The 21,760-nt window shown below is 61.7% G+C and carries 17 protein-coding genes; 12 read left to right on the top strand and 5 right to left on the bottom strand.

From position 1 onward, the window contains the following. The first annotated feature begins 37 nt into the window (after positions 1–37). From AC3WRD_RS15415 to AC3WRD_RS15395, 5 genes are all read left to right on the top strand, one after another. Complete coding sequence (locus tag AC3WRD_RS15415; protein ID WP_096820112.1) at positions 38–970, top strand: LysR substrate-binding domain-containing protein; 933 nt, start codon at positions 38–40, stop codon at positions 968–970. 107 nt (positions 971–1,077) lie between these two features. Further along, complete coding sequence (gene aldA, locus AC3WRD_RS15410; RefSeq protein ID WP_102620983.1) at positions 1,078–2,502, top strand: aldehyde dehydrogenase; 1,425 nt, start codon at positions 1,078–1,080, stop codon at positions 2,500–2,502. An 82-nt stretch (positions 2,503–2,584) separates the two neighbouring features. Then, positions 2,585–3,919: an MFS transporter gene (locus AC3WRD_RS15405; RefSeq protein WP_102620923.1), complete on the top strand. Its 1,335-nt coding sequence runs from the start codon at positions 2,585–2,587 to the stop codon at positions 3,917–3,919. A 1-nt stretch (position 3,920) separates the two neighbouring features. Further along, positions 3,921–5,138: a mandelate racemase/muconate lactonizing enzyme family protein gene (locus AC3WRD_RS15400; RefSeq protein WP_085731929.1), complete on the top strand. Its 1,218-nt coding sequence runs from the start codon at positions 3,921–3,923 to the stop codon at positions 5,136–5,138. Positions 5,139–5,198: 60 nt separating this feature from the next. Then, positions 5,199–6,812 (top strand): GMC family oxidoreductase, encoded by a 1,614-nt coding sequence (locus AC3WRD_RS15395; RefSeq protein WP_102620924.1) that lies wholly within the window; start codon positions 5,199–5,201, stop codon positions 6,810–6,812. 81 nt (positions 6,813–6,893) lie between these two features. Here the strand turns inward: AC3WRD_RS15395 and AC3WRD_RS15390 are convergent, their stop codons facing one another. Continuing rightward, positions 6,894–7,778, bottom strand: coding sequence for a LysR substrate-binding domain-containing protein (locus AC3WRD_RS15390; RefSeq protein ID WP_096820109.1), 885 nt, complete (start codon positions 7,776–7,778; stop codon positions 6,894–6,896). A gap of 159 nt (positions 7,779–7,937) precedes the next feature. Here AC3WRD_RS15390 and ydiJ point away from each other — a divergent pair, with 159 nt between their 5' ends. Both ydiJ and AC3WRD_RS15380 read left to right on the top strand, forming a co-directional pair. Continuing rightward, complete coding sequence (gene ydiJ / locus AC3WRD_RS15385) at positions 7,938–10,967, top strand: D-2-hydroxyglutarate dehydrogenase YdiJ (RefSeq protein ID WP_102620925.1); 3,030 nt, start codon at positions 7,938–7,940, stop codon at positions 10,965–10,967. A gap of 105 nt (positions 10,968–11,072) precedes the next feature. Then, positions 11,073–12,242, top strand: a complete 1,170-nt coding sequence (locus AC3WRD_RS15380; protein ID WP_102620926.1) for an acetyltransferase domain-containing protein — start codon at positions 11,073–11,075, stop codon at positions 12,240–12,242. Here the strand turns inward: AC3WRD_RS15380 and AC3WRD_RS15375 are convergent, their stop codons facing one another. Then, on the bottom strand, positions 12,243–13,148 hold the full coding sequence (locus AC3WRD_RS15375; RefSeq protein ID WP_085711376.1) for a LysR family transcriptional regulator: 906 nt from the start codon (positions 13,146–13,148) through the stop codon (positions 12,243–12,245). A 130-nt stretch (positions 13,149–13,278) separates the two neighbouring features. Here AC3WRD_RS15375 and AC3WRD_RS15370 point away from each other — a divergent pair, with 130 nt between their 5' ends. Both AC3WRD_RS15370 and AC3WRD_RS15365 read left to right on the top strand, forming a co-directional pair. Further along, on the top strand, positions 13,279–14,109 hold the full coding sequence (locus AC3WRD_RS15370) for an oxidoreductase (RefSeq protein ID WP_102620927.1): 831 nt from the start codon (positions 13,279–13,281) through the stop codon (positions 14,107–14,109). A 77-nt stretch (positions 14,110–14,186) separates the two neighbouring features. After that, on the top strand, positions 14,187–15,719 hold the full coding sequence (locus AC3WRD_RS15365) for an MFS transporter (RefSeq protein ID WP_102620928.1): 1,533 nt from the start codon (positions 14,187–14,189) through the stop codon (positions 15,717–15,719). Positions 15,720–15,766: 47 nt separating this feature from the next. Here the strand turns inward: AC3WRD_RS15365 and AC3WRD_RS15360 are convergent, their stop codons facing one another. Then, complete coding sequence (locus tag AC3WRD_RS15360) at positions 15,767–17,158, bottom strand: aldehyde dehydrogenase family protein (RefSeq protein ID WP_102620929.1); 1,392 nt, start codon at positions 17,156–17,158, stop codon at positions 15,767–15,769. A gap of 103 nt (positions 17,159–17,261) precedes the next feature. Between AC3WRD_RS15360 and ptrR the strand changes: the two genes are divergently transcribed. From ptrR to AC3WRD_RS15345, 3 genes are all read left to right on the top strand, one after another. Next, entirely contained in the window at positions 17,262–18,143 is an 882-nt protein-coding gene (ptrR, locus tag AC3WRD_RS15355; RefSeq protein WP_064600875.1) for a putrescine utilization regulator PtrR, read from the top strand. A 95-nt stretch (positions 18,144–18,238) separates the two neighbouring features. Continuing rightward, positions 18,239–18,901, top strand: coding sequence for a M24 family metallopeptidase (locus AC3WRD_RS15350; protein WP_102620930.1), 663 nt, complete (start codon positions 18,239–18,241; stop codon positions 18,899–18,901). 132 nt (positions 18,902–19,033) lie between these two features. Then, complete coding sequence (locus AC3WRD_RS15345) at positions 19,034–19,462, top strand: TOBE domain-containing protein (protein ID WP_102620931.1); 429 nt, start codon at positions 19,034–19,036, stop codon at positions 19,460–19,462. A 58-nt stretch (positions 19,463–19,520) separates the two neighbouring features. Here the strand turns inward: AC3WRD_RS15345 and AC3WRD_RS15340 are convergent, their stop codons facing one another. Together AC3WRD_RS15340 and AC3WRD_RS15335 are read right to left on the bottom strand one after the other, a co-directional pair. Continuing rightward, entirely contained in the window at positions 19,521–21,086 is a 1,566-nt protein-coding gene (locus tag AC3WRD_RS15340) for an aldehyde dehydrogenase (NADP(+)) (RefSeq protein WP_102620932.1), read from the bottom strand. Next, complete coding sequence (locus AC3WRD_RS15335; RefSeq protein WP_096820099.1) at positions 21,083–21,721, bottom strand: cysteine hydrolase family protein; 639 nt, start codon at positions 21,719–21,721, stop codon at positions 21,083–21,085. The genes AC3WRD_RS15340 and AC3WRD_RS15335 overlap by 4 nt, the downstream gene beginning before the upstream one ends. Positions 21,722–21,760 lie beyond the last annotated feature (39 nt).

The following is a 21,760-nucleotide window of genomic DNA, read 5'->3' as shown; positions in this document are numbered from 1 at the left end:
TGCTTTGCGCCTTGTCAGTGGTTTTCGAGTGCCTTGTATGAAACGCAAAATGCCCGGCCTGAATGCACTCAAAGCATTCGAAGTGGCCGGCAGCACCGGCAGCTTCACCCGCGCCGCCGAGTTGCTCAACGTCACCCAGAGCGCGGTCAGCCGTCAGGTGCGGCAACTGGAAGAGCAGCTCGGCGAGAGTCTGCTGGAACGCCGTCATCACCATCTCGAACTGACTGGTGCCGGCAAGATTCTGCTGCGGGCGTTGCACCAGTCGTTCGACAAGATCGAGCTGACCGTGCGCAGCATCCAGCAGAAAACCCACGCCAATCGCCTGCACATCAACGCGCCGCCCACCTTCACCAGCCGCTGGTTGATGCCGCGCCTGGGGCGTTTGCGCGAGCAGCATCCGGAACTGGAACTGAGCATCACCACCCGTTTGCAGGACAGCCTCGCGGAAACCAGCACCCTCGATTGCGCGATCCGTTTTGGCGACGGCGAGTGGGACGGGCTCGACAGTTCGCTGCTCATTCAGGAGCGGCACATCGCGGTGTGCGCGCCGACCCTGTATGCGCGAGAGGGCGGCGATCAGGGCATCGACCTCAATCGCCTGACGCTGCTGCATGTGCTGGCCCGGGAGGATCAGCGTTACCTGACCTGGAAGCACTGGCTCGACGCGGCGCGCATCACGGGTGTCGATACCCAGGGCGGTTATGAATTCGACCTGCTGGATCTGGCGATTCAAGCGGCGGTCGATGGTCTGGGGATCACCATTGCCGACTGGCACATGGTCGCCTCGGAACTGGCCAGCGGGCAGTTGACCCAGGTGCACAACGTGCATGTGGAAGGCCACCAGTCCTACTGGCTGGTGACCCGCCCGGAACAGACGCAGATGCCGCAATTGCAGGCGTTCAGTCAGTGGTTGCAGGAAGAGATCTGGCTGGCGCAGCGCCAGCTTGAGCCTTCGAAGGCAATTTTCTGAGTAACGTGCCTTTTTCGAATGTTTGATCGCCGGATAAATCGTTTGTTGAACCCGCTGTCGATGACAAGACTGGCGGCATCGATAAAAACAAACGATGGGCGATGCACATGCGAGTCGAGCGAAATTTTGTTAACGGCCACTTCATCGAGCCGGCCAGCGCGGCGCTGATCGCGGTCTACAACCCGGCCACCGAAGCGTTGGTGGGTCATGTTTCGGCTGCCACCGCCGAAGAAGCTACGGCGGCAGTCGATGCCGCCGCCAAGGCGCAAAAGACCTGGGGCAAACTCACCAGCATCGAACGCGCCGAGCACCTGCGAGCGTTTGCGGCTGCCCTTGAAGATCGCGCCGAAGCCATCGGCGCCGCTCTGGCCGCCGAATCCGGCAAAAGCCTGAGCGATGCCAGCAACGAAGCCCGTTATGCCGCGCAGATCACCCGTTACCACGCTGAGTGGGCGCGCCGCATCGAAGGCGAGATCATTCCCAGCGACAGCCCCGACGAAAACCTGTTTCTGCACCGCGAGCCGATTGGCGTCGTCGCGTGCCTGATTCCGTTCAACTACCCGGTCTACACCCTGCTGCGCAAAATCGCTCCGGCGCTGATTGCCGGCAACACTGTGGTGGTGCGCCCGAGCAACAACACCCCGACCTCGGCATTCGAAATCGCCAAAGCCGTGGAGAAATCGGGCATGCCGGCCGGGGTGATCAACATCCTGACCATGGATCACGCCACCGCTGCAGCCGTTTGCACGCATAAAGCCGTGGGCCTGATCACTCTGACCGGCAGCGTCAACGCCGGGCGCATTGTCCTCGACTACTGCAAGGCCAACATCGCCAAACCGTCGCTGGAACTGGGCGGCAAGACCCCGGCAATCATCGAAGCCGACGCCGATCTTGAAGCGGCCGCGAGCGCAATCATCGCCTCCAAGACCACCCATTGCGGCCAGTTGTGCACGGCGGTGGAACGGGTCTACGTGCAGGAAAGCGTTCACGACCGTTTCCTCGCGCTGCTCAAAACCAAGATTGCCGCTGTGAAGTTCGGCGACCGCGCCACGGACGCGAGCCTGATGGGCCCGCTGGTCAACGCCAGTTCGCAGAAGAACATCCACGCCATGGTCGAGCGCGCAATTGCCGACGGCGCCGTCCTCGAAAGCGGCGGTGTGCTGCCGGAAGGCCCGGGGCATTTCTACCCGCCAACGCTGCTCAGCGGCTGCCGTCAGGACATGGAAATCGTCCAGGAAGAAATCTTCGGCCCGGTGCTGCCCGTGCTCAAGTACCGCGACATCGACGAAGCGCTGGCCATGGCCAACGACCACCAGTTCGGCCTGTCGTCGGTGCTGTACACCGAGAACTACCGCACCGCGCAGAAAGTCGCCAACGCCATCGAAGCCGGCGAGTTGTACGTCAACCGCACCCCGGCCGATCCGTACCAGGGCTACCACGCCGGCTGGAAACGTTCGGGCCTGGGCGGCGATGACGGCAAGCACGGCATGCTCGAATTCACCCAGACCCGACTCGTGGTCATGAAGTACTGATCCACCGCATCACGCCTCACGCTACACCTATAAAAACAATTATCAGGGGCGCCCGGAGCACGGGTTGCCCGAGGTCACTTCAATGTCCAAGCATGCATCCTCTGCTGCCGCTGTTCAGGGTTCCAATTCGGCTTCGAAAAGCCAGAGCGACAAGGGAAGTCGCTATTTCCAACTGATGTTGCTGGTGCTCGCCGCCGGTGCGATCTACCCGATTCTGTACCTGCGCCAGGTCTACCAGACCACCATGCTCGAGGTGTTCCAGATCAACCACAGCGAGCTGGGTTATCTGTACTCGATGCTTGGCACGATCTTTCTCCTCAGCTACTTACCGAGCGGTTGGCTGGCCGACCGTATCGCGCCGCGTTTCCTGATCTTCTTCTCGCTAGTGGCAACCGGCGTGCTGGGGCTGTGGTACTCGACCGCTCCGTCGATGACCGGGCTGATGATCATCTTCGGTTGCTGGGGTCTGACCACCGGCCTGACGTTCTGGGCCTCGGTGCTCAAGCGCGTGAAGATGATTGCCCATCACACCGAACAGGGTCGTTTCTTCGGCATTCTTGATGGCGGTCGCGGACTGGTCGAAGCATTGCTGGCGACGGTTGCGCTGGGGCTGTTCGCCTACGCCACCGAAACCCGTGGCGAGTCCACCGCCGAAGGTTTCAAGCACGTGGTTTACCTCTACGCCTTCACCTGTATTGCCATCGGTTGTGTGCTGGTGCTGATCAAGGACCCGAAGTCGATGGAGGACACGCCGCCAGTGGAGAAGGGCAAGTTCAACCTGCTCACTGACCTGGCAACTTTGGTGAAGATCCCTGAACTGTGGCTGGTCACTGCGATCGTGTTCTGCGGTTATCACATCTTCTGGGCCACCTACAGCTTCTCGGACTACCTGCAAGGCAGCGGCCTGACCGCCGTCATGGCAGGCACCATCACCACCATCAAGCTGTGGATGCGCCCGATCGGCGGCATCGGTGGCGGCTGGCTGGGAGACAAGTTTTCGAACATCTCGGTGCTGATTGTCGCGCTGTTGCTGGCGAGTCTGGCGATTGTCGGGTTGATCGTGTTCCCGGCGCTCAACAGCATGGGGTTGCTGATCGCGACAGTGATTTTCATCGGCTTGATGACCTATGCGATTCGCGGTCTGTACTGGGCGATCCTCGACAGCTGCAACATTCCGCTGCGCATCACCGGACTGGCCATCGGCATCGTCTCGGTGGTCGGTTACATGCCGGATGCCTTTATCCCGTTGATCAACGGCTACCTCACTGAGCATTTCCCTGGCGCCCTCGGCTACCAGCTGTACTTCGGCTACATCGCCGCTATCGGTCTGATCGGCACCCTGGCTGCCGTGACCCTGCGTGCCCGGATCAATCGCAAATCCTTGAACAAGACCTCTTTGAACAAGACAGGTGCCTGAGATGAAAATCGTCGCCCTTGAAACCCATATTGTCGCCGTACCCCCACCGCACATCGGCGGCATGTACTGGCTGTTCGTCAAGCTCAAGACCGACTGCGGCATCGAAGGCGTCGGCGAGATCTACGCCGCAACTTTCGGCCCCAAAGCCATGCTGCCGATCATCGAAGACGTGTTCGAGCGCTACCTGCTGAATCAGGATCCGCACCACATCGAGCGCTTCTTCCGTCAGGCCTATTCGAGCGGTTTCACCCAGCGTCCCGACCTGACCATGATGGGCGTGGTCAGCGGTCTGGAAATGGCTTGCTGGGACATCATTGGCAAGGCCGCGAACAAACCGGTCTACGAACTGCTCGGTGGCAAGGTCCATGAACGCCTGCGTTCCTACACCTACCTGTACCCGGTCAACAGCCGTGGCGAGTACGACTACGACGACCCGGACCTGGCGGCAGAGTGCGCCATCGACAACATGAACAAGGGCTTCACCGCTGTGAAGTTCGACCCGGCCGGGCCGTACACCGCGTACTCCGGGCACCAGATTTCGCTGGAAGTGCTGGAACGCTGCGAAACCTTCTGCCGCAAGATCCGCGAAGCGGTGGGCAACAAGTGCGATTTGCTGTTCGGCACTCACGGGCAAATGGTGCCGTCTTCGGCGATTCGTCTGGCCAAGCGCCTGGAGAAATACGACCCGCTGTGGTTCGAAGAGCCGGTGCCGCCGGGCCAGGAAGAGGCCATGGCGCAAGTCGCGGCCAAGACCAGCATTCCGATTGCCACCGGTGAGCGCCTGACCACCAAGTACGAGTTCTTCAAGCTGTTGCAGGCCGGCGGTGCGTCGATTCTGCAGATGAACGTGGCGCGCTGCGGCGGCCTGCTCGAAGGCAAGAAGATCGCCAGCATGGCCGAGGCCTATTACGCGCAAATCGCCCCGCATCTGTACAACGGGCCGATCGGTGCAGCGGCAAGTTTCCAGCTCGCGGCCTGCACACCGAATTTCCTGATCCAGGAAAGCATCGAGACCTGGGGCGGCTTCCACGCCGAGGTCCTGAAAAAACCGTTGCAGTGGGAGGACGGCTACATCATTCCGTCCACCGAGCCGGGCCTGGGCGTGGAGCTGAACATGGACGTGGTGCGCAAGCATTCGCCGTACACCGGCGAACGCCTGCACCTGCAAATGGCCCCGACCCCGGCCGACGTCAAAGACACATCGCCGGCCAAGGGCTGACGGGATTTCCCCGCCCGGCAACGGGCGGGTTCGATAAAAAGACTTACGCGGTAACCGTGCATGACATACGACTACATCATCGCTGGCGCAGGCGCCGCTGGCTGCGTGCTGGCCAACCGGCTCTCGGCCTCGGGCCAACACACGGTGCTGCTGCTGGAGGCGGGCGGCAAGGACAGTTCCCTGTGGTTCAAGATTCCGGTCGGCTTCGCCAAAATGTATTACAACCCGACCTTCAACTGGATGTACTACAGCCAGCCGCAGAAGCAGTTGGGCAATCGCGAAATCTACGCCCCGCGCGGCAAGGTCCAGGGCGGTTCGGGCTCGATCAACGCGATGATCTACGTGCGTGGTCAGGCCCATGATTTCAACGACTGGGCAGCCAACGGCAACGATGGCTGGGGCTTCAAGGATGTGCTGCCGTACTTCCGCAAACTGGAAAACCATCCGCTGGGCGACAGCGAATACCACGGCGGCAGCGGCCCGATCAGCATCACCCCGATGGCCGGTCAGACTCACCCGATCTGCGATGTATTCCTCAAGGGCTGCGATGAACTCGGCTACCCGCGCAGCGACGATTTCAACGGGCCGAAATTCGAAGGCGCGGGCATCTACGACGTCAACACCCGCAACGGTCAGCGCAGCTCCAGCAGCTTCGCCCATTTGCACCCGGCGCTGAGCCGGCCGAACCTGACGGTCGAGCATTACGCGTTGGTCGATCGTGTCCTGTTCGATGAAAGCCAGCAGCGCGCCACCGGCATTTCCATCACCCAGCATGGCGTGGTGAGGACCTTCACGGCGCGCAAGGAAGTGATCCTGTGCGCCGGCGCGGTCGACACGCCGAAGATCCTGCAACTGTCCGGCGTGGCGGATCGCGCCTTGCTGGCCAAACATCAGATTCCGGTGGTGAAACACCTGCCGGCGGTAGGGCAGAACCTGCAGGATCACCTGTGCGTCAGCTACTACTACAAGGCCAATATCCCGACCCTGAACGATGAGCTGAGCTCGCTGTTCGGCCAGTTCAAACTCGGCGTGAAGTACCTGTTGACCCGCAAGGGCGCGCTGGCGATGAGCGTCAATCAGGCTGGCGGATTCTTCCGGGGTAACTCGGAGCAGAGCCATCCGAACCTGCAGCTGTATTTCAACCCGCTGTCGTACCAGATTCCAAAAAACAACAAGGCCAGCCTCAAGCCCGAGCCGTATTCAGGTTTCCTGTTGTGCTTCAACCCGTGCCGCCCGACCAGTCGCGGGCACATCACGATTGCCTCGAAGAATCCCCGTGATGCGGCATTGATCGACCCGAACTACCTGAGCACGCAAAAGGACATCGACGAGGTGATCCAGGGCAGTCGCCTGATGCGCAAGATCATGGGCGCTCCGTCATTGAAGGGCATCACGGTCGATGAAGTTTTGCCGGGGCCGGCGGTGGAAACCGACGAGCAGATGCTGCAGTACTTCCGCGACAACTGCGGCTCGATCTATCACCTGTGTGGCTCCTGCGCGATGGGCGCGGACGAGCAGAGTTCGGTGGTCGACAAGCGCCTCAAAGTGCACGGTATCGAGGGGTTGCGGATTGTCGATGCGTCGATCTTCCCCAACGTGACATCGGGCAACACCCATGCGGCGGTGCTGATGGTGGCGGAGAAGGGCGCGGATCTGATTCTGCAGGATGCGTAATGCGCGGTGACAGTTGATCACAAGCCTCTTTCCAGCATGCACTAGGCTTTGAATGCCGGCCCATTACGGGCCGGCATCATCTCAAAGCGTCTGCACCAGCCAATCCCGAAACGCCTTCAACGACGCCAATGATTCATTACGCGCCGGGTACACCAGGTAATAGCTGCGCCGGCTGCTGATCGGTTCGCCCAGTTGCAGCAACTCACCGTTGTGCAATTCATCCTCCACCAGAATCCTCGGCACCAGTCCGATGCCGATATTGGCGCGCACGGCCTGGATCAAGTGAGAGGTCATCTCGAAGCTTGGCCCGATGCGCATGCTGCGATGGGGCAGGGCGTGATGGCTGAACCATTCGGACCAGGCTTGGGCGTTGCTGCTGACATTGAGAAGAAGCTGCCCGGCGATATCCTTGTTGGCCGCGAGACGTTCGGCGTCGGACAATTGCGCGCTGGCGATCACCACCAGTTCTTCGGTGTGCAGGCGGTGGGCGGTCAGCCCCGGCCAGTCACCGCCGCCGACACAAATCGCCGCGTCGATTTCGCTGGTGTCGAAGTCGATGGCCTCGATCCGCGAGTGCAGGTGCACGGTCATGCCCGGGTGCGCCGTGTAGAAATCCTTCAGGCGCGGCAGCAGCCATTTCGAGCCGAAAGTCGGCAAGGTCGCCAGGCGCAGGCTGTGAATCCCCGAGCCAAACGCCATGGCCTGCAACGTCGCGCTGCGGATCTGCCCGAGGGCTTCGGACAGTTCGCGCTGATACATGCGCCCGACGTCGGTAAGGATCACCCGCCGGCCTTCACGGCTGAACAGGCGCATGCCGAGCATCTTTTCCAGAATCTGCACCTGACGGCTGACCGCGCTCTGGGTCAGCGACAGTTCGTGGGCGGCGCGGGTGTAGCTTTCATGGCGTGCGGCGGCTTCAAACGCCAGCAGCAACGACATCGAGGGGGTGAGGGTTCGCGGATTCATTCGTTTTAGTCATGGATTGCGGGTCGATTTTACGGTTGTCCCGGCATCGCTCTGCAATGAACATAAGGCCTATGAGATGGCGGGAGCGTGACGCAATCATTCATTGCGCACAACTGTTCACCGCCACATGGCCCGTTTTTGACCGAGATTGCACGCCCGATGATTGCCCAGCTGTCGCCTTCCACCGCGTTGAACACCGATTACCAGCAGTTTCTCAAAGCCCTTGAAACCGGCGGTTTTCGTGGCGAAATCAGTGCCGACTACGCCAGCCGCGTGGTGCTGGCCACCGACAACTCGATCTATCAGCGCTTGCCGCAAGCGGCGGTGTTCCCGCGTGACGCCGATGACGTGGCGCTGCTGGCGCGTCTGATCGCCGAACCGGCTTACCAGAAAGTGGTGATCACGCCTCGCGGCGGCGGCACCGGCACCAACGGGCAATCGTTGACCGATGGCATCGTCGTCGACCTGTCGCGCCACATGAACCGCATTCTCGAAATCAACGTTGAACAGCGTTGGGTGCGGGTGCAGGCCGGTGTGGTGAAGGATCAACTCAACGCGGCACTGAAATCCGCCGGGCTGTTTTTCGCCCCGGAACTGTCGACGTCGAACCGCGCCACCGTTGGCGGCATGATCAACACCGACGCCAGCGGCCAGGGCAGTTGCACCTACGGCAAGACCCGTGACCATGTTCTGGAATTGCACATGGTCCTGCGCGGTGGCGAGCGATTGCACGGCCGCCCGTTGGAAGAAAGTGAGCTGGCAGCGGAATGCGCCCGTGAGGGGCGGGCCGGCGAGGTGTACCGTTGCGCGCGGCAGATCATCGATGAGCAGGGCGAACTGATCCGGGAAACGTTCCCCGACCTCAACCGCTGCCTGACCGGCTACGACCTGGCGCACCTGCGCGAGGCCGACAACCGTTTCAACCTCAACAGCGTGCTGTGCGGTGCCGAAGGTTCGCTGGGGTTTGTGGTCGAGGCCAAGCTCAGCGTGTTGCCGATCCCCAAGCACACGATGCTGGTGAACATCCGCTACGCCGGCTTCATGGACGCGTTGCGCGATGCGCGGGCGTTGATGGCGCTCAAGCCGCTGTCGATTGAAACCGTCGACTCCAAAGTGCTGTTGCTGGCGATGCAGGACATCGTCTGGCATGGCGTCGCCGAGTATTTCCCGGAAAGCGCCGAGCGGCCGACGCTGGGAATCAACCTGGTGGAGTTCAGCGGCGACGATCCCGAGGAGCTGCAAGGTCGGGTTGAGGCCTTTGTCCAGCACTTGGGTAACGATGCCACGGTCGAACGGCTGGGCCATACGCTGGCCGTCGGGCATGCAGCGGTGAACCGCGTCTACGGCATGCGCAAGCGTGCGGTGGGTTTGCTCGGCAACGTCGCCGGTGAAGCGCGGCCGCAGCCGTTTGTCGAAGACACGGCCGTGCCGCCGCAACACCTGGCCGAATACATCGCCGAACTGCGCGAGCTGCTCGACAGCCACCAGTTGCAGTACGGCATGTTCGGCCACGTCGATGCCGGTGTGCTGCACGTGCGGCCGATTCTCGACATGAAAGATCCACAACAAGCCGCACTGGTGCGACCGGTGTCCGATGGCGTCGCCGCGCTGACCCAGCGTTACGGCGGCCTGCTGTGGGGCGAGCACGGCAAGGGCCTGCGCTCGGAATACGCCCCGGCCTTTTTCGGTGAGCTGTACCCGGCGTTGCAAGCCTTGAAGGCGGCGTTCGACCCGTTCAACCAGTTCAACCCCGGCAAGATCGCCACGCCGAATATTCCCGGCGCGGCATTGCTGAAGATCGACGAAGTGACCCTGCGCGGCGAACTGGACTGGCAGATCGACGAGAAAGTCTGGCAGGACTACGGCGCGGCCATGCACTGCAATGGCAACGGCGCCTGCTACAACTTCGATCCCGACGATGCGATGTGCCCGTCGTGGAAAGCCACCCGCCAGCGTGCGCAGTCGCCCAAGGGCCGCGCCTCGCTGATTCGCGAATGGCTGCGGTTGCAGGGCGAGGCGGGGGTGGATGTGTTGTCCGATGCCAGTCGTTGTCCGCCGTTTTTCAGCACATTGCTGCAGCGCTGGCGCAACAGCCGTGCGCAGGAAAAAGACTTCTCCCACGAGGTGTACGACGCCATGGCCGGCTGCCTGGCGTGCAAGTCCTGCGCGGGACAGTGCCCGGTGAAGGTCAACGTGCCGGATTTCCGTTCGCGGTTTCTCGAGCTGTACCACACCCGTTACCTGCGGCCGGCGCGGGATTATCTGATTGCCTCGCTGGAATACACGATTCCGTACATGGCGCGTATTCCGTTTCTCTACAACGGTTTGATGGGGGCTTCGTTCAGCCGTCGCTTGATCGAGCGCCTTGGTGGCATGGTCGATGTGCCGTTGCTCAGCCGTTTCGATTTCCACGCGGCCATGCGTCGCTGGCAGGTGCAGCCGGCGTCGGTCGAGGTGCTTTCGACGCTGACTCAGGCGCAACGCGAACGCAGTGTGGTGCTGGTGCAGGACGCGTTCACCCGGTATTTCGAGGCGCCATTGCTGGCGGATCTGATCGAGCTGATTTCGCGACTGGGGTATCAGGTTTATCTGGCACCGTTCAGCGCCAACGGCAAGCCGCTGCATGTGCAGGGTTTCCTGTCGGCGTTCAACCGCGCGGCGTTGCGCAATGCCGGGCAATTGCGTGCTCTGGCCGAGATCGGCGTGCCGCTGGTGGGGCTCGACCCGGCGATGACCCTGGTTTATCGCCAGGAATACCTCAAGGTGCCGGGGATGGAGCAATGCCCCGAGGTGGCGCTGGTGCAGGAGTGGCTGCTGAAGGTCATGCCGCAACGGACGGATTCACAGAATGGCGAAAGCTTCCGCCTGCTCGCGCACTGCACCGAAAAAACCAACGCGCCCGCCGCAACCCGGCAATGGGAGCAGGTGTTCGAACGTGTCGGCTTGAAACTGACGACCCAGGCCACCGGATGCTGCGGGATGTCCGGCACCTACGGGCACGAAGCGCGCAATCGCGACACCTCGGCGGTGATTTACGAGCAGTCCTGGGCGAAGCAGATCGAGGCACCGGCAGAGCGGGGCGAAGCACTGGCGACCGGCTATTCGTGCCGCAGCCAGGTCAAGCGTCAGGCCGACCGAGCGGTGCGTCATCCGTTGCAGGTGCTGCTTGAGCAACTGCGCACGGCTTGAGAACCGTTAGCAATTGAAGCGGCTTTTCATGTTATAAGGTAACGCAAATAGTCGGGCCGTTTGCACGCGGCCCGATCGAACTCTTCACTCGATTGCGAACCTTTCATGACCGTTGCTGCTCCTCGAAACGTCCCGCCGGCGACTGGCCGGCTGCTGTCCATTGATGCGCTGCGCGGCCTGGTCATTCTGTTCATGTTGCTGGATCACGTGCGCGAAACCTTTCTGCTGCATCGTCAGGTCTCCGATCCGATGGACATCGCCAGTACCGAGCCGGCGCTGTTTTTCAGCCGCACTCTGGCGCATCTGTGCGCGCCGGTATTCGTGCTGCTGACCGGGTTGTCGGCCTGGCTGTTCGGGGAAAAGTACGACGGCAAGGCTGATGTCAGTGCCTTTCTGTTCAAGCGTGGTCTGTTCCTGGTGGTGCTCGAATTCACCCTGGTGAATTTCGCCTGGACGTTCCAGCTGCCGCCGAGCGTGATCTACCTGCAAGTGATCTGGGCGATCGGCCTGAGCATGATTGCGCTGTCGCTGTTGGTCTGGCTGCCACGCTGGCTGTTGTTGACGTTGAGCCTGGTGATCATCGCCGGACACAACCTGCTCGACGGTCTGCACTTCGGAACGGAGTCGGCGCTGCACGTGCCTTGGGCAATCCTGCATGACCGGGGCTGGATCGAAGTCAGCGAGAGCTTGCGCTTGCGCACGTCGTACCCGCTGCTGCCGTGGATCGGTGTGATCGGTCTGGGTTACGCGCTGGGGCCATGGTTTGCCCGAATGGCCGATGCGGGTGTGCGTCAGCGGCGTTTACTGATCGTTGGCATCGCCGGGCTGATGGGTTTCGTGGCGTTGCGGCTGGTCAACGGTTACGGCGAGAAACCGTGGTCGCTCAATGACAGCAGCCTGCAAACCCTGATGAGTTTTTTCAACATCACCAAGTACCCGCCATCGCTGTTGTTCATCACGCTGACGGTGAGCGTCGGGCTGCTGCTGTTGCTGGTGTTCGAGCGCGCGCAGGATCGGCGCTGGATTCGCTGGCTGACGGTGTTCGGTTCGGCGCCGATGTTTTTCTATCTGCTGCACCTGTATGCGCTGAAGGTGCTGTACCTGATTGGCGTGGCATTGGTCGGGCTCAATCAGGGCAGTCATTTCGGTTTCTCGACGGTGGCGGCGGTGTGGCTGGCGGCGATGGTGCTGGCGGTCGCGTTGTTTCCGGCCGTGCGCTGGTTCTCGGCATTGAAGGCCCGGCGACGGGACATCGCCTGGTTGAAATATCTGTAGCTAGCCCGTTTTGCCGTCGCGAACGTTGCGGGCAAAGTCGATGAAAGCCTTGAGCGGCGCCGGTACATGGCGCCGGCTCGGGTAATACAGATGCAGGCCGGGATAGTACGGGCACCAGTCCGCCAACACCTGCACCAGACGCCCGGCCGCGAGGTGCTCGCTGACCATGTCTTCGAACACATAGGCCAGCCCCAAACCTTGCAGCGCCGGGCCGACCATCAGGCTGACATCGCCCAGGGTCAGCGGACCGTTGACTTCGATTTCCTGTTCAATGCCACCACGTTCGAATTCCCAGCGGTACATCGAACCGCTCGGGAACCGATGGCGGATGCAGGGCAGGGCATGCAGGTCTTCCGGTTTCTGTGGCGCGGGATGTCGCTGGAAAAACGCCGGCGAGCCGACCACAACTGACCGCAGATTCGGCCCGATGGGCAGCGACACCATGTCCGCCTCCAACCGGTTGCCGAAGCGCACACCGGCATCGAACCCAGCGGCGACGATATCCAGCAGCGCATCGCTTTCGACCACCTCCAGACGGATGTCCGGGTAGGCCTGCAGGAACTCGCTGGCAATCGGCAGCAGCACCAGTTCGCACGCCTGGCGCCCGGAGGTTATGCGCAGGTTGCCCGAGGGCTTGTCGCGAAAATGGTTGAGGTCTTCAAGCGCATCTTCGATATCGCGAAACGCCGGTTTCAACCGGGCGTAAAGGCGCTCACCTGCCTCGGTCAGGGCCACGCTGCGGGTGGTGCGATTGAACAGACGCACGCCGAGGCGGTTTTCCAGAGCCCGCAACGAGTGACTCAGCGCCGACGGTGTCAGGCCCAGATCCACCGCTGCACGACTGAAATTCAGATGCTGCGCGATGCTCAGAAAGATCGACAGATCCGCCGTGGACGGGTTTTTCATTGATGAGCGCCTTTCACAAAGTCATGTAATTTTGTTGGGATTATCACATCAGTAGCACGGCTTTAAAGTCGCATCAACTCATCGAGAAGGCCCGGCAATAACGCCAGGGTCACTGACAGGAGGAGTTGCTATGCGTACCTGGCTGATTACCGGAGCTTCCCGTGGTTTTGGCACCCTCATCGCAGAACATGCCCTGCGTGCCGGCGACGCCGTGATTGCCACCGCCCGCAATCCGCAAGACATTACCGACCGCCTCGGCGAGCACCCGAACCTGCTGGCGGTGCGCCTGGACGTCACCCGCGAAGAAGAGGCCCACCAAGCGGTGGCGGAAGGCATCAAGCGTTTCGGCCGCATTGATGTGCTGATCAACAATGCCGGCTTCGGCGTGTTGGGCGCGGTGGAAGAAACCAGCGCCAGCGAAACCGAGCGCCTGTTCGCCACCAACGTCTTCGGTCTGCTCAACGTGACTCGCGCCGTGCTGCCGCACATGCGCGCCCAGCGTAGCGGGCGGGTCATCAACATCTCATCGATTGGCGGCTATCAGGCCTACATGGGCTGGGGTGTCTACGGCTCCACCAAGTTCGCGGTGGAAGGCATCAGCGAAGCGCTACGTCAGGAACTGGCGCCGCTGGGCATTCATGCCACGGTGGTCGAGCCGGGCTTCTTCCGCACTGATTTCCTCGATGAACAATCGCTGGTCAAGACCGCGCTGGTGCTGCCGGACTACGACGAAACCGTCGGCAAGATGCGCACCTTCGCCGAAGCCGCCAACCATGCGCAGCCGGGTGATCCGGTGAAGTTTGCCGAAGCCATGCTGGCGCTGGTCAATGCGCCGAACCCGCCGCAACGGCTGGCGCTGGGCAGCGACACCGTCGCGCGGATCGAAGCGAAAAATCGATTGGTGGCGCAGGAACTGGCCGAGTGGAATGCGCTGGCGCTGTCCACGGACTTCAAGGACTGACACGCCGCCCGACTCAGCAATCGCAGGCTGCGCTCTGTTGATCGCAGCCTTATTTTTTCTTTTCATTGGACGAAATCATGACAACCGTCTCCCAGCCCCATGGCGCGCGCGACAAACTGCTGATCCTCGCGGCCATTTGCCTCTCGGCACTGGTCCTTCCGTTGAGTTTTACCGGTGGCGCGGTGGCGACGCCGGCCATCGGCCGTGACTTGGGCGGCAGCCCGGTGGCGCTGACCTGGATCACCAATGCGTTCATGTTGTCCTTCGGCAGTCTGCTGATGGCGGCGGGGGCGTTGGCCGATGTCTATGGGCGCAAGCGCCTGTTCACGGGCGGCATGCTGCTATTTACCGCTGCGTCGATTGCCCAGAGCCTGGCGCCTTCGGTGTTCTGGCTGGATGTGTTGCGGGCGATACAGGGCGTGGCCGGGGCTGCGGCGCTGGCCAGTGGTTCGGCAGCGCTGGCGCAGGAGTTCGAAGGCCATGCGCGCACCCGTGCCTACAGCATGCTGGGCACCACGTTTGGCATCGGCCTGGCGTTCGGCCCATTGGTGGCCGGGGCGCTGATCGAGGCGTTCAACTGGCGTGCGATCTTTGTCTTCACCGCGCTGATCGGTGTGATCGCGATGGTCTTCGGTCTGCCGCGCATGCGTGAGACCCGCGACCCAGACGCCAGCGGTCTCGACTGGCCGGGCAGTGTGACGTTCAGTTCGATGCTGGCGCTGTTCACGTTCGGTGTGATCCAGGCCCCCGAAAGCGGTTGGGGCAGTCCGTTGGTAGTGGGGCTGTTGGGCGCTTCGGCGTTGTTGCTGGCGCTGTTCGTCCTTATCGAAATGCGCGTCAAGCGCCCGATGCTTGATCTGACCCTGTTCCGTTTTCCGCGCTTCATCGGTGTGCAGATGCTGCCGATTGGCACCTGCTTTTGCTACATCGTGCTGGTGGTCATGCTGCCGCTGCGGTTTATCGGCGTCGAAGGCTTGAGTGAAATCGATGCCGGCCTGCTGTTGCTCGCGTTGTCGGCGCCGATGCTGGTGGTGCCGATGCTCGCGGCGTCCATGACCCGTTTTGTCTCGGCCGGTATTTTGTCAGGCGTGGGTTTCCTGATTGCTGCTGTAGGTCTGCATTGGCTGAGCCTGTACAACGTCGGCGAGCCAAAATTTGCGCTGGTGGTACCGATGGTGTTGATCGGGATTGGTGCGGGGTTGCCGTGGGGCTTGATGGACGGGTTGTCGGTCAGCGTAGTGCCGAAAGAACGCGCCGGCATGGCGGCCGGGATCTTCAACACGGTGCGGGTGGCGGGCGAGGGGATTGCACTGGCCAGCGTGGCGGCGATTCTTGCCTCGCTGCTGCATACCAATCTGCAGGCCGTGGCCGGTGGTGCAGACGCCGCGCTGATTGCCGAGACCGCGCACCGGGTGACCACTGGCGACATGGCTCACGCGATCAACACGATTCCAGGGTTGGCCAACGAACGTCTGGTGCAAGGTTACGCCTCGGCGTTCCAGTATCTGCTGCATATCCTGACGATCATCACGCTGGCGTCGGCAGCTGTGGTGCTGGGGTTGTTGAGCAAGGAACGGACGGTATCGGAGCCACAACAGGCTGCGGCATAAATGAAAAGCCCGGAAGCGCAAAACGTTTCCGGGCTTTGTTCATTGGATCAGCGGCGATCCAGCCACACGGTCTGCGCATTGCAGAACTCGCGCACGCCGAAGTGCGACAGCTCGCGGCCAAAACCGCTTTTCTTCACACCGCCGAAGGTCACGCGCGGATCGCTGGCGGAGTAGCCGTTGATGAACACACCACCGGTTTCCAGTTCGCTGGTCAACTGCTGGGCCAGGGTGACGTTGGCGGTGTAGATCGTTGCGGTCAGACCGAACTCGCTGTCGTTGGCCAGGGCCACGGCATGGGCGCAGTCGCGAGCGGTGATGATAGAGGCTACCGGGCCGAACAATTCCTGTTTGAACGAGGTCATGCGGTCGGTGACGTCGGCCAATACGGTCGGCTCGTAGTAGTTACCCGAACCCTCTACTTTGCTGCCACCGAGCAGCAGGGTGGCGCCTTCTTCCAGGGTATCGCGCACTTGTTGATCCAGTTCGTCGCGCAGATCGAAACGGGCCATCGGGCCGATGTAGTTGTCGGCAGACAACGGATCGCCCATTTTCAACTGGCGGGTGGCTTCGACGAATTTACGGGTGAACTCTTCGACCACGCCTTCTTCGATGATCAGGCGTTTGGCGGCGGCGCAGACCTGGCCGGAGTTCTGGTAACGACCGATCACTGCTGCTTGCACGGCTTCGTCGATATCGGCGTCGTTGAGCACGATGAACGGATCGGAACCACCCAGTTCCAGCACGCATTTCTTCAGCGCTGCACCGGCCTGTGCGCCGATGGCCATGCCGGCGCGGACGCTGCCGGTCAGGGTCACGGCGGCGATGCGCGGGTCGGCGATGGCGGTGGACACGCCTTCCGGGGTGACGTTGATCACTTCAAACACGCCATCGGCAAAACCGGCGCGAGTGAAGGCATCACGCAACAGATAGGCGCTGCCCATCACGTTCGGCGCATGCTTGAGCACGTAGGTGTTGCCGGCGATCAACGCCGGGACGGCGCCGCGCAGCACTTGCCAGATCGGGAAGTTCCACGGCATTACGGCGAGGATCGGCCCCAGCGGACGGTATTCGATGCGCGCCTTGCCGCCTTCGACCAGTGTTGCTTCGGCGTTGAGCATGGCCGGGCCGTGTTCGGCGTACCACTCGCAAAGCTTGGCGCATTTCTCGATTTCGCCACGGGCCTGGGCGATCGGCTTGCCCATTTCCTGGGTGATCATGGTCGCCATGGCTTCGCTGCTGTCACGCAGGGCGCCGGCCAGCGCGGTCAGGGCGCGGGAGCGATCCTGCAGCGGTTTGCGTTTCCACTTGCCGAAACCGAACGCGGCACGGGTCAGCGCGGCATCGAGGGCCTCGGCGGATTCGAAGGCGTAGTGACCGATCTGCTCGCCAGTGGCGGGATTGATCGAGATGGCGTGGGTCTGGCTGGAAATCGGGCTCATGGCATCGTCCTGCGAGGTCAGTGGATGCGCTCAGAGTAGGGTGGCGTTTGATTTCTGGAAACTGAATAATAAAGAGCGTTTCTTTCACGATTGGAGAATGACTGTGGATCTGGTGCAACTGGAAATCTTCAAGGCCGTTGCCGAGCACGGCAGCATCAGCGCGGCGGCGGCGCAGATCCACCGCGTGCCGTCGAACCTGACGACGCGCATCAAGCAGTTGGAGGAGGATCTGGGCGTCGACTTGTTCATCCGCGAGAAAAGCCGCCTGCGTCTGTCGCCCGCCGGTTGGAGTTTTCTGGAGTACGCGCGGCGCATTCTCGATCTGGTGCAGGAAGCGCGCGCCACGGTGGCTGGCGAGGAGCCGCAAGGCGCGTTCCCGCTAGGCTCGCTGGAAAGTACGGCGGCGGTACGCATTCCCGGTTTGCTGGCGACGTATAACCAGCAACACCCCAAGGTCGATCTGGACCTGTCGACCGGGCCGTCGGGGACGATGATCGACGGTGTCCTCTCCGGGCGCCTGGCGGCCGCATTTGTCGACGGCCCGGTCTTGCACCCGGCGCTGGAAGGCATCCCGGCGTTCGAAGAGGAAATGGTCATCATCTCGCCGCTCCACCACGGCCCGATCCAGCGCGCTGCGGACGTGAATGGCGAGAACATCTATGCCTTTCGCTCGAACTGCTCCTATCGCCATCACTTCGAAAAATGGTTCAGCACCGACGCTGCCGTACCCGGCAAGATCTTCGAAATGGAGTCCTATCACGGCATGCTCGCCTGCGTCAGTGCGGGCGCCGGTCTGGCCCTGATGCCGCGCAGCATGTTGCAGAGCATGCCCGGTTGCGCGACGGTGAGTGTCTGGCCGCTGGCGGCGGATTTTCGTTTTCTGACGACGTGGCTGGTGTGGCGCCGGGGCACGGTGTCGCGCAGTCTGAGCATGTTTGTGCGCTTGCTCGAGGAGCGCGGCGTGGTGCGTGCAGAAGAGAATTGACACTTTGTGTCATGGTTGTATCTTAGGCGTCCTGTTTCGCAATATAAAAAACTATACAGCGCAAGCGATGCGCGATTAGCCAGAAGGAATCAGCGATGACCACAGCCCTGAGCGGTAAAGAAGCGGTAGGTGAACGTTTTGTGCTGGAAACCATGCGCCACGCCCAGCAGTTGACCTGGAAGGCCGTGGACGAGATCGCCAAGGTGATCAAACCCGGCATGCGCGAATCCGAAGCCCATGCTCGGGGCAAGGAAATCCTTGTCGAACTGGGCATGGACCGGATCTGGCATCCGCTGCTGATCCGCTTCGGTGCCAACACGCTGAAGACCTTCAAGGAGCGCTCCGAAGGCGATCCGGTGCTGGGCGAGAACGACATTTTCTTCATCGACATGGGCGTGGTCTGGGAAGGGCATGAAGGTGATGCCGGGGCGACGTTTGTCACTGGCTCCGATCCGCAAATGATCGCTTGCGCGGCGGCCTCCAAAGAACTCTTCGACAAGGTCGAGGCTTTCTGGCGTCAAGGTGTAACCGGTGTCGAGTTGTATCGCTACGCCACCGATCAGGCTGAGGCGATGGGTTGGAAACTGAACCTGGACATCAAGGGCCACCGGGTCAGTGATTTTCCTCACGCGATCTATCGCGGCGGTAATCTGGGGGATCTCGATCAGGCTCCGAATGCCGGTGTGTGGATTCTGGAAATCCAGATCGAACACCCTGAGCTTCCGTATGGCGCCTTCTATGAAGACCTGCTGATCTGATTCACTTTGGCGGTGCTAGAGTCAGGAGTCGATGTTCATTCAGGTGCAGCGCTGTAGTTGTAACTACATAGCGCTTGCTCAGATGATGCAGGCCGTTTCCTAACTCCAAAGTCAAAAAAAAGGACGTCCATCATGAAAGTCAGTGCCCGCAACGTTTTCAAAGGTCAGGTCAGCCAGGTTCAGGAAGGCTCGGTCAATGCGGAAGTCGTCCTGACCCTGCCGGGCGGCGAAAAACTGGTCGCTGTCGTGACCCTGGCCAGCCTCAAGAGCCTGGGCATCGCGGTGGGCAAAGAAGCCGTTGCGCTGGTCAAGGCGCCTTGGGTGATGCTGATGACCGAATCCGACGGCATTCGCCTGTCGGCCCGCAACTGTCTGCAAGGCAAGGTGCTGAGCGTGACCGATGGCGCCGTCAACGCTGAAGTAGTGATCGAGCTGGCCGGCGGTTCGAAGGTCTATTCGATCGTGACCCGCGACGCGGTGAACGAACTGGGCCTGGCGGCTGGCGTGAGCGCGACGGCGGTGATCAAGGCTTCGCACATCATTCTGGGTGTGCCGGCCTGATTAAACGCGCGACTCGATAAAAATGCCCGGTTCGGTGATTTGCCGAACCGGGCATTTTTTATTGGCCATCGATACTGCGGGGTAGGTCGAGTAGATTACCGTCGCGCAACACTTCCGGCAGCAACGCATCCGGAAAACCCTGATACGCCACCGGCCGCAAAAAGCGCTCGATCGAGGTCATGCCGACCGAGGTGAAGCGACTGTCCGAAGTGGCCGGGAACGGCCCGCCGTGCACGGTGGCGAAAGTCACTTCCTGAGGATGGGCGAAGGCGTTGACCACGATGCGCCCGGTGCGACGTTCAAGGATTGGCAACAGACGCCGAGCCAGGTCCAGATCGCGGTCTTCAAGGTGAATGGCCGCGCTCAGTTGGCCCTTGAACGACCGCGCGACCGCCAGCAATTCTTCCTCATCGTTGACCGTTACCAGCAACGCGGCCGGACCGAACACTTCATGGGCCAGCGCCGGTTCGCCGAGCAGGCGTTGACCGTCAACTTCCAGCAGCGCCGAGCGGCCTTCAAATTGGCCATCCGCTGGTGCGCCGACTGCCACCAGATTCGCACCAACGCTTTCCATCGCCACCAGCCCTTTGACGTATGAACCGTGAATCCCCGGGGTCAGCATCGTGCGTGCCGGTGCATCACTGATCCGTTTGATCATGGCGCTGCGCAATGCTTGCAGGCCATCACCCTTGACCGCGATCAGGATCGACGGACACAGGCAGGCCTGCCCGACATTGACCAGCATCCGCTCGGCGAAACCATCACCGATTTCCGCGCCGCGTGCCGCCATTGCTGCGGGCAGGATGAAGGTCGGGTTGACGCTGGTCATCTCGGTGAACACCGGGATCGGGTCGGGACGCAGCTGTGCGCGGCGATAGAGCGCCATGCCGCCCAGTTCCGATCCGGTGAAGGTCACTGCCTTGATCAGCGGGTGATCGACCAGCGCCTCACCGATGGCATTGCCGCCGCCGCGCACCATCGAAAACACACCCTCGTGCAAGCCATGCGCCTGTACGGCCTTGCGGATGGCGCGGGCCTGGATTTCCGAGGCGCCGGGGTGGGCGTTGTGGGCCTTGAGAATCACCGTCGCACCGGCCGCGAGTGCCGAGGCGGTGTCGCCACCGGCCACCGAATAGGAGATCGGGAAGTTGCTGGCGCCGAAGATTGCCACCGGACCTATCGCGACTTTCTGCAGGCGATGATCCATCCGTGGCCGGGGCTGACGTTCAGGTTGTGCCGGGTCGATGGCCAGTTGCAGGAAGCGTCCCTTGCGCACCACATCGGCGAACTGGCGGAACTGGGTCGCGGCCTTGGCGGCTTCGCCTTCGAGCTGTGCCTGAGGCAAACCGGTTTCCAGTGCGGCGCGGGCGGCCAGTTCCTCACGAACGGCGTCGAGGTTGTCGGCGATGCTCTCCAGAAACGCCGAGCGTTCGGCCAGCGAGGTATGGCTGTAGCTGTCGAATGCCGCGTCGGCAAGGGTTGCAGCCTGATCGACCTGGGCCGCGCCGCCAAAGGCGAACTCTGGTTCGATCAGTTGATGGGTTGCCGGATTAAGCGCTTTCATCGTGCCCTCGGTGGCGGGGATGTCAGAGGCGCCGATCAGCAGGTGGCCAGTCAGACTCATTTCGACTCACCCTGTGTGTTGAGGCTGGCGATCAACTCGTCGGTGGTCGTGACGACATGGGCGAAGGTCGGGCCGTTCAGCTCATGGGCGGAATGCATCATCTCCGGTTTGAACGCCGCCGTTGCGTCGCGCACCAGCGTGACGTGGTAACCCAGTTCGCTGGCGTAGCGGGCGGTGGCTTCGATGCAGGTGTTGGCCAGCAAGCCGACGATGATCACGTGGGTGATGCTCTTCTGCTTGAGGCGAAAATCGAGGTCGGTGTTGGCAAAACCGCTGGAGCCCCAATGCTCCTGAGCGACGATGTCGCCGTCCTTCGGCGCGAAATCCGGGTGCCATTCACCGCCCCATTCGCCACGGGCAAAGTGGTGCATGTGCATGATCTTTTGTTGGGTAGGGCTTGGGTGATCCCAGTTCTCGTAGTCGCCTTTGACCCAGCGGTGATGCGGTACGATGACCACCGGAATCTGCAGGCCACGCACGGCGCGGTCGAGTTTGCGCAGGTTGTCGAGCAGACCGTTCTGGTCGGCGATCGGTTTGATCAGCGGAAAGATCTTGCCGCCATCCGATAAAAAATCGTTGTACGGATCGACCAGCAGGTAGGCGGTTCTGTCGAGTGGATAGAGAGGTTTCGACATGACGATGTACTCCGGCAATGAGAGTGATCGATGCTCAGG

It is taken from the genome of Pseudomonas sp. FW215-R2 (genome assembly GCF_058789255.1).
The sequence above is the reverse complement of the archived record's forward strand: the minus strand, read 5'-3'. Positions and strand labels throughout refer to the sequence as shown.